This is a genomic window from Agromyces sp. NPDC029043 (genome assembly GCF_055564615.1).
Genome location: NZ_JBVHVX010000012.1, coordinates 50,869 through 66,133, shown reverse-complemented (window position 1 = coordinate 66,133; position 15,265 = coordinate 50,869). Strand labels below are relative to the sequence as shown.

Genomic DNA, 15,265 nt, shown 5'->3' with positions numbered 1-15,265 from the left:
CGATCCGAGTGACCCGCGTGTACGGTGGCCTGCATGACACCCGCCTCGACCGCGACGCGGCGGACCCGGGCCGCACATCTGGGTCCCGACCGCCGACGCCCGCAGATCCTCGACGCGGCGCTCGATATCGCCGCCGAACGAGGGGTCGGTGCGGTCACCATTGCCGCGGTGGCTCAGCGCCTGCAGGTCACCCGCCCCGTGGTGTACTCCTGTTTCGAGGACCGCGTCAGTCTCATCGCCGCCTTGACCGATCGCGAAGAGGAGTACCTCGGCGTGCACCTCGCGGCCGCCCTGCGCGATCGGGTCGTCGATGCCGACGTCGATGTCTTCGTCGAGGGGTTTCGGGCGATGCTGGAGGTGGTCGCCGCCCGTCCACAAGCCTGGCGACTGGTGTACGGCCATCCGGATCCTGATGTGGCACAGTACTTCGGCGCCTGGCGCCGGGCCACCGAGCAACGCTGCGCCGAACTGCTGCGTCCGACGCTGGCCGCGTGGGGGACCGTCGACGCCGAGGTCAAGCTGCCCGTCCTCGTCGAACTGTGGGTGTCCGCGGGTGAGGGGGCGGTGCGGACTCTGCTCGGCGGGACCGGGTGGACCCCCGAATCGCTCGGGGCGGTCGCCGGTGCCGCGGTGTTCCGGGCGTTGCGGGGCGCATGATCCGCCGCCATATGCGCCGCATCATCGATTGGCGGACAATCGTTCTCGGCGTAGGGGTGCTGCTCGCAATAGCCGGTTGCGCCCGAGGTGATGGCGCCGTCGAGGTGTCCGAGTCGAGTCCTGCGTCGACATCGTCCGCTGCGGTCGCGCGGTACGTCCACCTCGGCGACGGCTACGCCTCGGGAACGGGAGTAGCTCCGCTGCAAGAGAATTCGCCGTTCCAGTGTATCCGCTCGTCCAAGAACTTCGCGCAGCTGATCGCGAAGCGACTCGATGAGCCTGTGACCGATGTGAGCTGCGCCAGCGCGGACACCGCGGACATCTTCGACTCCCAATACTATGGCGTCCCACCACAACTCGATGCCCTCGGACCCCAGACCACGCTCGTCACGATGATGCTCGGCGGTAACGACAACAAGATCTTCGGCGACACCATCCGGCTGTGCGGAGAACTGGCGTCGGCCGATCCGACCGGCTCGCCGTGTACGGATCGCTACGGCACGGAACTGTTCGCGCCGATCACCGAGAAGACCTACCCGAGCCTGGTGACGGCGTTGCGGGCGATCCGGGAGCACGCGCCCAACGCGCGGGTGCTGATCGTCGGATATCCGTGGATCATGCCCGAGACGCACGGCTGCTATCCCGACATGCGGGTGGCCGCGGGTGATGTGCCGTTCGTGCGGGAGATGCAGACGCTGCTCAACAGCACCGTGCAACGAGCCGCACAGGCCACCGGGGTGGAGTTCGTCGACATGTCCGCCGTCTCCGAGGGCCACGATGCATGTGAACCGGCCGGCACCCGCTGGATCGAGCCGATGACCAGCACCGCGTCGTCGCTCGGCCCCGCCGCTCACCCGAACGCCGCAGGTCAGCAGGCCATGGCGGATCAGGTTGCCGACGCCCTGAAGCGGTGACGCGTCATGCCGGCAGCAGCCGGGGACGCAGGTGTCGGATGTGTAAATCCTCGCCATAGGGGTTGCGTGCCGCCCCGGGCAGGCGTTCCATAGACCTCGTTGGTCGAGTGACCAACTGGAGACCGAGGGGGTCATCTCATGAAGGGTCGCGACCGATGCGTCGCCTGACACATGACCAGCGGCGGACCGAACTCATCGAGGCGGCCATTCGGGTCATCGCCCGTGACGGGCTCGCTGCCGCGAGTACCCGAGCCATCGTCACCGAGGCGGATATGCCGCTGGGCGCGCTGCACTACATCTTCAGTTCGCGTGATGCGCTGATCCGCGGGGTCATCGAGTTCGTCACCGACGAGGAGCGGGTGGCGGCGATGCTCGGTGCCGACATCGCGTCGGGCGGTGAGGGTACCGATCTGGAGAAGCTCATCATCGCCGCGATCGACGCGTATCTCGCCACACTCGAAGCCAAGCCGAATCATGAACTGGCACTGCTGGAAATGGCCGCCCACGCGATGCGCCACGACCGTGACGCCGTGACCGCACAGTGGGCGACCTACCGCGAATCCGCCGCGCAGGGCCTGGCCTACGTCGCCGAGAAGGCGGGCGTCCGGTGGGTGCAGCCGACCGATGATCTGGCCCGCTACCTCGTCACCTGGCTCGACGGCCTGACCGTGTCCTGGCTCGCCGACCGGGATACCGCCGGCGCGCGTCGCACCGCAGCCCTGTTCGCCACCTCGTTCGCCGCGCTCGCGGCAGCGCCCATCTGAAAGCGACTCTCATGCTTCTCGACATCGACGACGGCGTCCTCGCCCAGGTCAACGCCCACGCCGTGCTCGGCGCGCTGCCCGCGCTCGCCTCCATCGCACCCGAGGCCGGCCCCATCCTGGCCCGTCTGCGCGAGGAAACCACGCTGTCCCTGCGCGTCCGCGGCGGGCCCACCGTCCATTACCGCTTCACGCCGACCACGATCACCAAGGTCGGCGCCGGCCGCGGACCGACACTGCTGTTCGCATCGTCGTCGCATCTGAACACCATGCTCGACGGCGGGGCCGCGCCGATACCGGTCGCCGGCCCGGCCGGGCTGAGGTTCCTCAAGCAGGTGTTCGAGCCGCTCGGGGATCTGCTGGAGACCTACCTGCGTCCCTCCGACGAGCGGCTCGCCGATCCCGAATTCGCGGCGCGCAGTATCGAACTCGCACTCATCGTCGCCGTCGAGGGGGTGGCCGTCGTCGCCAATCACGACCGCAGCGGCCGATTCTCGGCGGCGCATATGCCCGACGGCACGCTCGACATCGAGGCCGGCGACGACATCCGGCTGAGACTGAGCGTGAACGATCACCGGGTGACCGTCGTCGACGATCACGACGATCCGCCGCGTGCCCGGCTGCGCTTCGCCGATCTCGGCACGGCCGGCGATGTGCTCGCCGGCCGGGAGAGCGCGCTCGCCTGTGTCTGTGACGGCCGCATCGCCATGAGCGGCTTCATCCCCCTCGTCGACAACACCAACCGAATCCTCGACCGTGTCGGGGCCTACCTGAAGGCGTAGAGCAGTGACCATTTCCGAGAACACCACGCGCACACCCTCACCGGTCTACACCTACGACAAGAGCAACGCCATGTTCGACCGCGCCGTCGCGGTGATCCCCGGCGGCATCTACGGGCATCTCGGTCCCAGTGAGGGGTGCTACATCCCACGCTCGGCATACCCGCTGTTCTCCGCGCGCGCCGAGGGGACCCGCTTCTGGGATCTCGACGGCAACGAGTTCATCGACTACATGTGCGGCTACGGCCCGAATGTGTTGGGCTACAACGATCCCGTCGTCGCGGCAGCCGCGGAGCGTCAGGCGAGGTACGAGGACGTGGTCTCCATCCCGGGTGCCACCATGGTGGAGTTCGCCGAACTCCTCACCGACACAGTCGATTGCGCGGACTGGGCCTTCTTCGCCAAGAACGGCGGCGACGTCACCACCCTCGCCGTGATGACGGCACGCGCGGCGACCGCCCGGCAGCGCATCGTGTTCTTCGAGGGCTACTACCACGGCGTCGACCCGTGGGCGCAGAAGCTCGATTACCCCGGTGTGCTGGAGCAAGACGTCCTCGGCAACATCGAGGCGAAGTGGAACGACATCGCGGACCTACGTCGTATCTTCAGCGAGAACCGTGGCGAGATCGCGGCGCTGATCGCGCAGCCCTACAAGCACGGCAACTTCGTCGACAACGAGCTGCCCGCACAGGGATATTGGCAGCAGGTACGGGCACTGTGCGATGAGCACGGCGTCGTCCTCATCGTCGACGATGTTCGTGCGGGGTGGCGCCTGGATCTGGCCGGCTCCGATCACTTTTACGGCTTCAAGGCAGACCTCATCACCTTCTGCAAGGCACTTGCCAACGGCTACAACGTTTCTGCGCTCTGCGGCATCGACGCACTCCGGGAGTCCGTCTCGTCGATCACCTACACCGGCAGCTACTGGATGAGTGTTGTGCCGTTCGCCGCGGGTATCGCCACCATCAAGCGACTGAAAGAGATCGACGGTCCCTCCATGTTCCGCAGGTTGGGTACCGAACTCACCGACGGGCTGGTGGATCTGGCTGCCACACACGGGCATCGGCTCATCGCCAGCGGTGAGCCCGCACTGTTCTACCTCCGCCTCGCCGACGACGATTCGCTCGACCTGCATCAGCGGTGGATCGCGGAATGTGTGCGCCGCGGCGTCTTCCTGACCTCACATCACAATCACTTCATCAACGCCGCGTTGACCTCGGCGGACATCACCCGCACCCTCGAGATCGCCGACGACGCATTCGTCGCGATCCGGAACGGGTGACCGGCGTGGCCAGTCCACCCGCGCCGAAGGCATCCGACGACGGTCTCGGCTCCACCGGTGTGCGTCGCGGCGTCTCGTTCTCGGTGTTCGCCGCGGTCCTCGGCGCCTACGCGGCACAGGGTTTCGGCTACGCGACCCTGGCGACGGCAATTCCGGCGTTCAAGGACCGCGTCGGACTCAGCGAGACGGTTCTCTCCGTCCTGCTGCTCGGGATGTGTTTCGCGGCGGCACTCGGCTCGATGGTCGCCGACCTCATCGCGGTGCGAGCCGGCAGCCGGTGGGCGCTCGCGGTGGGCTTCGCGGCACAAGCGGGGTCGGTCGTCGTGGCGGCGACGGTGACCTCGTTGCCGGTGTTCGCCGCGGCACTCGGCGTCTACGGTGTCGGCCTGGGTGCCGTCGACGCCGCGAGCAACATGCAAGGTGCTCTGGCGCAGGCGAAGTCGTCGGTACCGGTCTTCGGAAAGCTCTACGCCGGATACACCATCGCCGCGATCATCGGTGCCCTGGTGACCTCCGCGGTTCGCTCCACCGATCTGCCGCCCACCATCACCCTCGGCGGTGCGGCCGCCGTGCTGATCGTCGCGGCTCTGATGTCGGGGCGTTACTGCGATCCCTTCGTTTCCGCCCGCATCCCGGGTACCGGTGACGGATCGTCGACGGTGCCGCTGCCACGCGCCGGGATCTGGCTGATCGGAGCCCTCATCTTCGTGGCATTCACCGTCGATTCCGCTGTCTCGGCCTGGAGTTCGATCTACATGCAGGACGGTCTCGGCGCCGTCGGGGCGCTCGCACCGCTCGGCTATGCCGCCTACCTGGCCGTCGTCCTCGTCGGCCGGCTCGCCGCCGACCCCATGGTGCGCCGCTGGGGCCGACGCCTCACCGGATTCGTCGGTGTCGTCGTCGCGGCGATCGGCTGTGTCCTCGTGGCCGCCGTCCACCTCCCGGGCGCCGCGATCCTGGGCTTCGCCGCGGCAGGAACCGCGGCAGGCCTCCTCGTCCCGGTCGCGTTCAGCAGGGCAGGGGAGTTGCTCCCCGTACGCAGCGACGAGGTGATCGCCCGCGTCAACATCTTCAACTACGGCGGAGCGGTGGTGGGCGCGGTCGCCCTCGGACTCTTCGCCGCCGACGCCTCCGCCCTCGCCTACGGCTTCCTCCTGCCGGCAGTAGCCCTCCTCGCCGCCCTCCCCCTCCTCCGCGGCCTGGCAAGCGCACCGACCTGACACCGAGTGGGCACGCACTCGCACCGAGTGGGCACGCACTCGCACCGAGCGGGCACGCACTCGCACCGAGTGGGCGCAACTTACGGGCCGGCGGCCTCGCTGCCGATGAGATGCGCGCTGACGATCAGATTGTCTCCCGTGACACCGGCATCGACGACGCTGCAGGTCACGAGAAGCAATCTCCCCGGCACCGGCGACTGCACGCCCGCGTCTTCCGGAACCGATGTGTTCGAGTGGGCGGCAACAGAATCCACCACATAGACAGGCCGACCGGACGCCGACTCGACGACGACCTGATCGCCCACCCGCACCGATCCGAGCGCGTTGAACACCCCCGGACCACCAGCCACCGCATGGCCGGCAAGGATCACCGTGTCGTCGGCGTCGGTGCCCGGCATTCCGCGACACTCGACCCAATACGGATCGTCGACCGTGGGTGGGTCGATCGTCGGACACGACGACGCCGGAAGCGTGCGCACCGCACGATTCATCCCAATCGCCGGTACGACGATGCGCGTCGGCGGCGCCGCGGGCACAGCGACATTCGATGCGACGACTATCGATGGAAGCGTCGACGCCACGTCATCTTCCGGCGTGAACGGCTCTGCGGCACACGATGTTATGGCCAGCAGACCGAGAATCGCCGTGACGACGACTCCGAAACGCTCACTCACGGAACTCTCCCCAACGGGCCGTGGATATGTCAGGAGTGGCGCTGTCAGCGGGCCCGACGCCGCGAGCCGATCGCGACAGCGCCGCCACCGATCACGGCGAGAAAACCCAACGCGCCGAGCGCAACTGACGGCTGAGCGCCGTCGGTGCCGAGTGTCGGCGCGGTGCGCCCGGTCTGGAAAGTCAGGCCATCTCGATACGCGAGCGGCGTGAATTCTCCGCCTGCGGGGACGTAGCCGTACACGCGGTCACCGTCGGGTGAATCGTGGGCGACGATCGATTCTCCCTGCGGACCCGACTGGGGGATCGGCGAGCCGCCCCGGCCGACCTGCGGCAACCCGATCTTCGGGATCGAGAGCGTGATCTCGGGCAATTCGATCGTCGGCCACTCCGGCAGGACGATCGTGATATCCGGTGTCTCGCCAGGGGTTTCGGCCACCTGATCGACCTCGGGAGTCGTGGACTCCGTCGTCTTCGACGACTCCGGCGGGGCAACCTCCGACACCCCGGTCTCGGTACTCGGTGTCTCGGTGGTTTCTGTGGTCGTCGACTCCGCGGTCGTCTCCGGTTGCGTGGTCTCGACCTCGACGACCGGCTTCGTCGTCTCGCTCTCAACCGACGGAGTAGTGGTCTTCGGCGTCGTCACGGGTGCCGACGTCTCGGGCTGCGGAGCCTCCGACGTCACCGGTGTCTCGGCGACCGGCGTGGTCGACGGCGTGTGCGTGACCACCGGCTTCGTTGTCTCCGGAGATGTTGTGCCAGTGGAGTTTCCGCACGTGCATGGCGGGGGCGGGGGAGGCGGTGGAGTCGTCACGCAGTCCTCGGTGGCGTCGGATTGCTTCCCGCCGCCTCCGGCCTGATGACCCTTCTCGGAGCCATGCGCACCCGACGAGCCGGTCTCCGCACCCGTGGCGGGCGATTCCTGCGACTTCCCCGACGACACACTGCCGCCATGTCCTTCGCCTGCACTGGCGACGGTGGGTGTGGCCAGCAGTCCGCACAGGACCGCGGCAGCGACAGCAGACGTGCGCAACCGACGACGATTCATCATGATGTTCCCCCCGAAAATCATTACGACTCCCAGAACCTACCGCTCATGGTCACGATCGCCGCCTTCTCGCCATCGGACCGTGAGCTAACTCACGATTGGCCGGTGTCCGTGTCCTCTGAACGAATCACTTTCTCCCAACCGCGCACCCGAAGCAGTCCGCCGCCGCGTCGAATCGCTTAGCTTCTACCCGACAAACGAAAGAGGAACCGATGCGCTCTACGAAGATCCGCCTCCTGATGCTGCCGCTGGCGGCCGCCGCCGTCTTGACCGTCGGGGGGTGCAGTTCCGACGATGCGGCCGACACCGCCTACCTCTCCGCGCTCAAAGCCGGCGGCGTCAACACCGACAACCGCGAGGCGCTGATCGCCAAGGGCAAGCAGATCTGCGAGGACCTCAAGGGCGGCACCCCGGCGATGGACCTGGTGGAGAGCAATGGGGGCGGTGCGCAGGGTGCGGCCACGGTGGGCGCCGCGATCGGTGCCTACTGCAAGGACCAGCAGGGCAAGCTCACCGCGGGCTGACCCGCCTGTCATCATCGACGACGACCCGCGAGGCTCACCCGAGGACCTCCAGCGGTGCTACACAAGCCTGCCGGAAGAGGAACCGAAGTTCGAGATGCTCCGGAAGAGCTGCAGTCCGGAAGAGCGTCAGCAGGACAAGATCAAGGCCGGAGGGTAGGCATCGCGGTCGCTCGGCACGCTGTGACCCACCCCACCCGCACTCCGGTTCACATCTTCTGCTCAGGCAGCAATTGGCGGCCACGGTCACCGGTTTGGAACACTGGAGGCCGTGACTCGTCAAGTAGAGGTGACCGCGCGCTCGGCCGCCCTGTTCGACCGTGCCGGTCAGGCCATCCCCGGCGGCGTCAATTCGCCGGTCCGCGCGTTCTCCGCGGTGGGTGGCACGCCCCGCTTCATCACCTCGGCGGCCGGATACACCCTCGTCGACGCCGACGACAACACCTACGTTGACCTGGTCTCTTCCTGGGGCCCGATGATCCTGGGCCACTCTCATCCGGCCGTCGTGGAGGCGGTGCAGAAGGCGGCGTCGACGGGGCTGTCCTTCGGCGCACCGACCGAGGCCGAGATCGAACTGGCCGAGGAGATCATCGATCGGGTCGATCCGGTGGAGCGCGTCCGCCTCGTCAACTCGGGCACCGAGGCGACGATGTCGGCCATCCGATTGGCCCGCGGGTACACCGGCCGGTCCAAGATCATCAAGTTCGCCGGGTGTTATCACGGCCACGTCGACGCACTGCTGGCCGACGCCGGGTCCGGCGTCGCGACCCTGGGTCTGCCGACGTCGCCGGGCGTGACCGGCGCCTCCGCCCACGACACGCTGGTGCTGCCCTACAACGATCTGACGGCCGTCGCGAAGGCCTTTGAGGAGCACGGCGCGGACATCGCCGCCGTCATCACCGAGGCGGCCGCCGGCAACATGGGAGCCATCGCGCCGGTCGACGGTTTCAACGCCGGTCTGCGGGAGATCACCCGACGCCACGGCGCGCTGCTGATCATGGATGAGGTCATGACCGGTTTCCGCGTCAGCCCGTCGGGGTGGTACGGCCTTGAGGGTGTCGCCGGCGACCTCTACACCTTCGGCAAGGTGATGAGCGGCGGACTGCCCGCCGCCGCCTTCGGCGGTCGCCGCGACATCATGGAACGCCTCGCGCCGGTCGGCCCCGTCTATCAGGCCGGCACCCTGTCCGGAAACCCCGTCGCCGTGGCGGCCGGCCTGGCCACGCTGCGTCACGCCGACGCCGCGGTCTACGCCGCACTCGACGCCAACGCCGACCGGCTCGCCGGTCTCATCACCGATGCCCTCACCGTCGAGGGAGTGGGGCACCGGGTGCAGAAGGCGGGCAACCTGATCAGCGTCTTCTTCGTCGATCCGGCCGACGCGGGAACGCCCGTCGTCGACTATGCCGGCGTCAAGGCAACGCAGACCGACCGCTTCGCGCCGTTCTTCCACGCGCTGCTCGAGCGTGGCGTGTATCCGCCACCGAGCGCCTTTGAGGCATGGTTCGTCTCCGCCGCACTCGACGACGACGCCTTCGCACGGATCGCCGACGCCCTGCCCGCCGCGGCCGCGGCTGCTGCAGCCGGAAAGTAAAGGGGGACAAGGACATGCACACGATCGTGCACATGATGCGCCACGGCGAGGTCTACAACCCGGAGGGTGTGCTCTACGGCCGTCTGCCCGGCTATCACCTCTCCGACACCGGAAAGGCGCAGGCGCGCAAGGTCGCCGGCGCACTCGCCGATCACGACATCGTCGCCGTATTCGCCTCGCCGCTGCAGCGCGCACAGGAAACGGCGACCCCGATCGCGGCCGCGCACTCGCTGCCGATCATCACCAACGACGAGCTCATCGAGGCCGACAACATCTTCGAGGGACTCAAGGTATCCGTCGGTGACGGTGCCCTCTCCAAGCCGCGTCACTGGCCCAAGCTGCGCGATCCGTTCACGCCGTCCTGGGGTGAGCCCTACATCCAGCTCGCGCACCGAATGTTGGCCGCCGCCAACACCGCTCGCGACGCCGCGCGTGGCCACGAGGCCATCTGCGTCAGTCATCAGCTGCCCGTCTACACGCTGCGGCGTTTCCTCGAAGGGCAGCGCCTGTGGCACGACCCGCGTCGTCGGCAGTGCTCGCTGGCGTCACTGACCAGCCTCATCTACGACGACGATGCGCTCGTCGACATCGTGTACTCCGAACCGGCCGGCGCCTCCGATCCGCTGGCCACGGGAGCCTGAGCGACACGATCATGGCAGTTCGGAAGGTAAGCAAGGCCGCGGTGGTGGCGAGCGCGCTGATCATTGCGCTCGCCGGTTGCGGTACCGGCGACGACGCGGTCTCGCAGGGCAACACCTTCCAGTTCGTCTCACCCGGCGGCCAGACCGTCATCTCCTACGACGCCGCGGACCGCAAGCCCGTGGCGCCGCTGTCCGGACCGGATCTCGTCACCGATCAGCAACTCTCGCTGGATGATCCGCGGTTCCAGGACAAGGTCGTCGTCGTCAATGTCTGGGGTTCGTGGTGTGGGCCGTGCCGTGGTGAGGCCGCCGCGCTGGAGCAGACCTACGAGAAGACGAAGGCCGACGGCGTCGAGTTCCTCGGCATCAACCTGCGCGACGATCGTGCCAGCGCCAAGGACTTCGTCGCCGACCGTAACGTCGGCTTCCCCTCCATCTACGACTTCGACGGCGCGACCCTGGCCGCCCTGACGACGCCCACCTCGGTCGTCCCGACGACGATCATCCTCGACCGTCAACATCGCCCGGCGGCGGTCTTCCTCAAGGCGATCACCGCCGACGAGCTCACCGCGAAGGTGACGCAGGTGGCCGGCGAGCAGCAGGTCGCCAAGTGAGCTCAGCCGCCCTCGCGCCGTCGGTCGCCACCCTCGCCTCCGTCGGCGACACCTTCCAGAACACGGTGCTCTCCGGTCCGCTGCTGCTCGCGATGGGTGCGTGCCTGGTGGCCGGACTCGTCTCGTTCGCCTCACCCTGTGTCGTCCCCCTGGTGCCGGGATATCTCTCGTATCTCGCCGGGCTCGTCGGTGCGGAAGCGCCCGCGGTCAGCGTCGGCGAATCCCCGAAGAAGGGACGGTCACGCGTCGCTCTCGCGGCGTTCCTGTTCGTCCTCGGCTTCACCGTCGTCTTCGTCGCGGCGGTCGCCACGGTCTTTGGGGTCACCAGCACGGTGACCCTGAATCATCAACTGCTGCAACGGATCGGTGGGGTCGTCACCATCGTGATGGGCCTGGTCTTCATCGGCCTGGTGCCGATGATGCAGCGCGAGGTCCGGTTCGCCCCGATCCGCGTATCCAACCTCGTCGGCGCCCCGCTGCTCGGGGGTGTCTTCGCGTTGGGCTGGACGCCGTGCCTCGGTCCCACCCTCACCGGTGTGATGGCCACCGTCACCGGGACCGAGGGCGCAACCGCGGCCAAGGGCGTCGCGCTGGTGATCGCCTACTGCATCGGGCTGGGCATCCCGTTCATCATTCTCGCGTTCTCCTCGGCGTGGGCGCTGCGCAGCCTCGGCTGGCTGCGACGCAACGCCCGGGTCATCCAGGTCTTCGGCGGCATCATGCTGATCGCCGTCGGCGTCGCGCTGCTCACCGGCCTGTGGGATCAGTTCATCGTGTGGGTCCGCAACGCCTTCATCAGTAACACGGAGTTACCCGTATGACCGACCTGCAGGACGCCCCGGCAAACAACAACGCGAACGACGCCGACGCCGCGTCCGTCCACCGTCAGCACCCGCTGATGCGCTACGTCGTGGCCCCGCTGCGCAATGTGTGGCGCTCGCTGACCTCGATGCGCACCGCGCTGGTCCTGCTGTTCCTGCTCGCCCTGGCCGCCATCCCCGGCGCCCTGCTACCGCAGCGTGAGCTGAACGAGCAGAAGACCCTGCAGTACATCGCCGACAAGGGCACCGTCGGCGAGTGGATGGACAAGCTGCAGATGTTCGACGTCTTCAGCTCCGTGTGGTTCACCGCCATCTACGTCCTGCTGTTCATCTCGCTGGTGGGCTGCCTCACCCCGCGCATGATCGAGCACGCCAAGAGTCTGCGGGCCAAACCCGTTGCCGCGCCGCGTAATCTCAAGCGTCTGCCCCGGCACCGCGAGATCACCGTCGACGGCACGCCCGAGCAGATCGCCGAGCGCATCAGCTCGCGTCTCTCCGGCTGGCGGCGGCGCACCGTCGTCAAGGACAACGGTGTCGTCGAGGTGTCCGCGGAGAAGGGATACCTGCGCGAGTTCGGCAATCTCGTGTTCCACTTCGCGCTGCTCGCGCTGCTCGTCTCGATCGCGGTCGGCAAGCTCTACGGCTACGAGGGCACCCGCAGTCTCGTCGCCGACGGCGAGCAGGGACTGTGCAACAGCTCGACCGCCGTCTACGACTCGTTCCGCGCCGGCAGCATGGTCGACGGCACCGATCTCTCGCCGTTCTGCATCCGCATCGACGACTTCTCGGCCACCTATCTGGCCAACGGTCAGCCCGACATGTACGACGCCACGATGAGCTACGCCGTCGGTGGCCGACCGTCGTCGAACGATGGTTGGCAGACGACGTCGGTCAAGGTCAACGAGCCCCTGCGCGTCGCCGGCGATCGCGTCTATGTCCTGGGCAACGGCTACGCGCCGACGTTCTCGGTGACTTTCCCCAACGGCCAGACCCGCACCCAGACGGCCCTGTTCATCCCCGACGAGATGGCCACCATGCTCTCCTCGGGTGCCGCCCGCTTCGACACGCCCGCGGGCCTCTATCCCGACGAGGACGTGCGCCGTAACAACCAGATCGCCCTCGAGGGACTCTTCGCGCCGACCGCCGAATATCAGGGCACGCTGCTCACGTCGTCGTCGCCGGATGCCAAGCGGCCCGCCGTCGCGATCCGCATCTACAAGGGCGATACCGGCCTGGACACCGGCCTGCCGCAGAACGTCTACCAACTCGACGTCGACCTCATCCATCAGGGCCGCCTCAACCGCGAAGCGCAGGTCAATCTGGAGCAGGGGCAGTCGCATACCCTCGCCGACGGCACGACCGTGCGGTTCGACGGCTACAAGCGCTGGGTATCGGTGCAGGTCAGCCACGATCCCGCGCAGAAGTGGGTGTTGGGCTCGGCGATCGCCATGCTCGCCGGGCTGCTCGTGTCGCTGCTCGTGCGTCGTCGACGGATCTGGGCGCGGCTGGTTCCCGTCACCGGCGGGTCGTCGGCCCCCGGCGCGTCACCCGCCGACAGTGAACGACGTACTGTAGTAGAGATTGCCGGGCTCGCGCGGACCGATCAGGCGGGCTGGGGCGAAGGCTTCGACGAGCAGGCGGCCGCGCTGGTCGACGAGTCCGACGCCCGTCCCGCCACACGACGACTGCGGAGACTGTGAGGAGATTGCGATGAACCCCGAGGGCACCACCGAGGTTGTCGGGCACGTCGACGAGACGCTCGCCCGCTACTCCGACCTGCTGTTCGGCACCGCGATCACGGTGTACGTGCTCGCGATGGCCCTGTTCCTCGCCGCGCTCGCCGGCGCCCGCACCCGTCGGCTGGCCGCGAAGGCCGAGCTCGTCGGCGCCGGCGTCACCGTGTCGTCGGACACCCGCGCACCCGGCAAGATCGACGACGCCCGGCCGCGCCGCACCCTCGGCGAGCGACTCGGCGACATGGCGTACCCGGTGGTCGTCGTCGGACTGCTCGCCCACATCGCGTCGATCGTCACCCGCGGCCTGGCCACCGATCGGGCCCCGTGGGGCAACATGTACGAGTTCATCTCGCTGACCTGCGCCGCCTGCGTCGTCGCCGGTCTCGTGGTGCTGCGCAAGCGTGAGTACCGTCCGCTGCTGGCGTTCGTCCTGCTGCCCGTCACGCTGCTGATGTTCATCGCCGGCCGCTGGCTCTACACGCAGGCCGCGCCCGTGGTGCCCGCCCTGAAGTCGTACTGGCTGGCCATCCACGTATCGATCATCTCGATCAGCTCCGGTGTGCTACTCGTGTCCGGCGTCGCGAGCATCCTCTACCTGATCAAGATGCGGTGGGGTGTCACCTCCACCGCCGTCGACGACGACGCGCAGCGCACCGGTCGGCTGGCGCCGCTCGGGCGCATCGTCGATCACATCCCGAGCGCCGACACCCTTGATCGTCTGGCGTACAAATGCGTCGTCTTCGGGTTCCCGCTGTTCGGTCTGGGCGTGATCTGCGGCGCCATCTGGGCCGAAGCCGCGTGGGGCCGATTCTGGGGCTGGGATCCGAAAGAAACCGTGTCGTTCATCGCGTGGGTGATCTACGCGGCGTACCTGCATGCCCGGGCGACGGCCGGCTGGCGCAACACCTCGGCGGCGTGGATCAACGTCGCCGGATTCGTGGCGCTGCTGTTCAACCTGTTCATCATCAATCTGGTGGTGTCAGGTCTGCATTCCTACGCCGGGCTCTGATTGCGCCGAGCGTCGGTTTTCACCTGCGTCTGTTTTCGCCGGCGTCGGTTTGCACCAGGTTGTCGGTTTGCACTAGGTGTCGGTCGACCTGGCGGCAACCTCGGACTTGATCATCCGTAAGACGTCGATCATGACGTCGATGGTGTCCGGGCACAGCTTCGATACGTCGACGCCGGCGAGTTGACTGCGCGTCTGCGCCACCAGATCGACATAGTCCTGCTGGCGTTGGGCGCGGTCGGAGTCCTCGTCCGGATCGGTGAGGAAGAATGTGACGCTCACCCCGAAAGCGCGGGCGATGGCCTCGACGGTGCGAAACGACGGCGTGCGCGCCTTTCCGGTGCGCAGTTGGGAGATATACGCGTCGCTCAGTGAATAGCCCAGCGAATTGGCGCGTTCGGCAATGCGCTTTCCGGTGTACAGGCCGCCGGTATTGTCCCGGGTGGTCTCGAACAGCTGTCCCAGTTTGGTGGCGAAATCGGCGTCGCCACGAGTGACCGGTGCGCGACCGGAATCAGTTGCCACAGGCAAGATACCCCCGAAATGGAATGACTTACACCGACGCGGATAAGGATAACCCGCGCATTCATTCTGATCAGGGGCGGAGTCGATTCTTCTGCCTCGCGGCTAATTCACGAGCGAAAAGAAAATTGCGTTTCTGACTTTATTTCAGGTCGTCGGTATCGGGACCGTTTGTCCCCGAACCATTGGGACCGCGGGTACGGCGATCGAGATCATGGAGAAATTCCGGATCATCGTCGGGGCCGCGGGGCGCCGCACGGCCACCGGTGCGCGGAGCCGACGGACCGTCGTCGGAATTCAGTGAAGGTCCGAATGCGCGCCAGAGCAGAAAACCGATGGCCACGATGCCGATGAGTGCGAACAGGTACGCCACGACACCCTCCCTTCACGTCACTTCCAGCGTACGTGAGTCCGGCGTTCACGGGGGCGGTGTCGGCTGCTGAGTCGGCCCGATCGGCGTCGACGACCCCGCGGGCC

Annotated in this window: 17 protein-coding genes; 13 read left to right on the top strand and 4 right to left on the bottom strand. The window is 67.4% G+C overall.

Annotation, left to right across the window (positions count from 1 at the left end):
• Positions 1-33 precede the first annotated feature (33 nt).
• From ACZ4TW_RS15180 to ACZ4TW_RS15155, 6 genes are all read left to right on the top strand, one after another.
• Complete coding sequence (locus ACZ4TW_RS15180; RefSeq protein WP_465543817.1) at positions 34-657, top strand: TetR/AcrR family transcriptional regulator; 624 nt, start codon at positions 34-36, stop codon at positions 655-657.
• Between the two features lie 11 nt (positions 658-668).
• Positions 669-1,571 carry an SGNH/GDSL hydrolase family protein gene (locus ACZ4TW_RS15175; RefSeq protein ID WP_465543815.1) on the top strand — a complete coding sequence of 301 codons (903 nt, stop codon included), beginning with the start codon at positions 669-671 and terminating at the stop codon, positions 1,569-1,571.
• 155 nt (positions 1,572-1,726) lie between these two features.
• Positions 1,727-2,335: a TetR/AcrR family transcriptional regulator gene (locus ACZ4TW_RS15170; RefSeq protein ID WP_465543813.1), complete on the top strand. Its 609-nt coding sequence runs from the start codon at positions 1,727-1,729 to the stop codon at positions 2,333-2,335.
• A gap of 62 nt (positions 2,336-2,397) precedes the next feature.
• The gene (locus tag ACZ4TW_RS15165) at positions 2,398-3,114 is read left to right on the top strand and encodes a hypothetical protein (RefSeq protein WP_465543811.1); all 717 of its coding nucleotides are present in this window, start codon (positions 2,398-2,400) and stop codon (positions 3,112-3,114) included.
• 4 nt (positions 3,115-3,118) lie between these two features.
• Positions 3,119-4,393: an aminotransferase class III-fold pyridoxal phosphate-dependent enzyme gene (locus tag ACZ4TW_RS15160; RefSeq protein ID WP_465543809.1), complete on the top strand. Its 1,275-nt coding sequence runs from the start codon at positions 3,119-3,121 to the stop codon at positions 4,391-4,393.
• 5 nt (positions 4,394-4,398) lie between these two features.
• On the top strand, positions 4,399-5,613 hold the full coding sequence (locus ACZ4TW_RS15155) for an MFS transporter (protein ID WP_465543807.1): 1,215 nt from the start codon (positions 4,399-4,401) through the stop codon (positions 5,611-5,613).
• 80 nt (positions 5,614-5,693) lie between these two features.
• Here the strand turns inward: ACZ4TW_RS15155 and ACZ4TW_RS15150 are convergent, their stop codons facing one another.
• The gene (locus ACZ4TW_RS15150) at positions 5,694-6,287 is read right to left on the bottom strand and encodes a class F sortase (protein ID WP_465543806.1); all 594 of its coding nucleotides are present in this window, start codon (positions 6,285-6,287) and stop codon (positions 5,694-5,696) included.
• Positions 6,288-6,331: 44 nt separating this feature from the next.
• On the bottom strand, positions 6,332-7,015 hold the full coding sequence (locus ACZ4TW_RS15145; RefSeq protein ID WP_465543804.1) for a hypothetical protein: 684 nt from the start codon (positions 7,013-7,015) through the stop codon (positions 6,332-6,334).
• 530 nt (positions 7,016-7,545) lie between these two features.
• On the opposite strand from ACZ4TW_RS15145, the gene ACZ4TW_RS15140 reads away from it, so the two are divergent.
• From ACZ4TW_RS15140 to ccsB, 7 genes are all read left to right on the top strand, one after another.
• Positions 7,546-7,857 carry a DUF732 domain-containing protein gene (locus tag ACZ4TW_RS15140; RefSeq protein ID WP_465543802.1) on the top strand — a complete coding sequence of 104 codons (312 nt, stop codon included), beginning with the start codon at positions 7,546-7,548 and terminating at the stop codon, positions 7,855-7,857.
• A 268-nt stretch (positions 7,858-8,125) separates the two neighbouring features.
• Positions 8,126-9,448, top strand: a complete 1,323-nt coding sequence (gene hemL / locus ACZ4TW_RS15135; RefSeq protein ID WP_465543800.1) for a glutamate-1-semialdehyde 2,1-aminomutase — start codon at positions 8,126-8,128, stop codon at positions 9,446-9,448.
• A gap of 14 nt (positions 9,449-9,462) precedes the next feature.
• Positions 9,463-10,089: a histidine phosphatase family protein gene (locus ACZ4TW_RS15130; protein ID WP_465543798.1), complete on the top strand. Its 627-nt coding sequence runs from the start codon at positions 9,463-9,465 to the stop codon at positions 10,087-10,089.
• A gap of 11 nt (positions 10,090-10,100) precedes the next feature.
• A complete protein-coding gene (locus ACZ4TW_RS15125; protein ID WP_465543796.1) occupies positions 10,101-10,703 on the top strand; it encodes a TlpA family protein disulfide reductase in 603 nt (200 codons plus the stop codon).
• The gene (locus ACZ4TW_RS15120; RefSeq protein WP_465543794.1) at positions 10,700-11,524 is read left to right on the top strand and encodes a cytochrome c biogenesis CcdA family protein; all 825 of its coding nucleotides are present in this window, start codon (positions 10,700-10,702) and stop codon (positions 11,522-11,524) included. The genes ACZ4TW_RS15125 and ACZ4TW_RS15120 overlap by 4 nt, the downstream gene beginning before the upstream one ends.
• The gene (gene resB, locus ACZ4TW_RS15115) at positions 11,521-13,224 is read left to right on the top strand and encodes a cytochrome c biogenesis protein ResB (protein ID WP_465543792.1); all 1,704 of its coding nucleotides are present in this window, start codon (positions 11,521-11,523) and stop codon (positions 13,222-13,224) included. Before ACZ4TW_RS15120 ends, resB begins: the two co-directional genes overlap by 4 nt.
• Before the next feature lie 10 nt (positions 13,225-13,234).
• Positions 13,235-14,269, top strand: coding sequence for a c-type cytochrome biogenesis protein CcsB (ccsB, locus tag ACZ4TW_RS15110; RefSeq protein ID WP_465543790.1), 1,035 nt, complete (start codon positions 13,235-13,237; stop codon positions 14,267-14,269).
• A 72-nt stretch (positions 14,270-14,341) separates the two neighbouring features.
• On the opposite strand, the gene ACZ4TW_RS15105 is transcribed toward ccsB, so the two are convergent.
• Both ACZ4TW_RS15105 and ACZ4TW_RS15100 read right to left on the bottom strand, forming a co-directional pair.
• Positions 14,342-14,791, bottom strand: coding sequence for a helix-turn-helix domain-containing protein (locus ACZ4TW_RS15105; RefSeq protein ID WP_465543788.1), 450 nt, complete (start codon positions 14,789-14,791; stop codon positions 14,342-14,344).
• Positions 14,792-14,930: 139 nt separating this feature from the next.
• On the bottom strand, positions 14,931-15,161 hold the full coding sequence (locus tag ACZ4TW_RS15100) for a hypothetical protein (protein WP_465543786.1): 231 nt from the start codon (positions 15,159-15,161) through the stop codon (positions 14,931-14,933).
• Between the last annotated feature and the right edge of the window lie 104 nt (positions 15,162-15,265).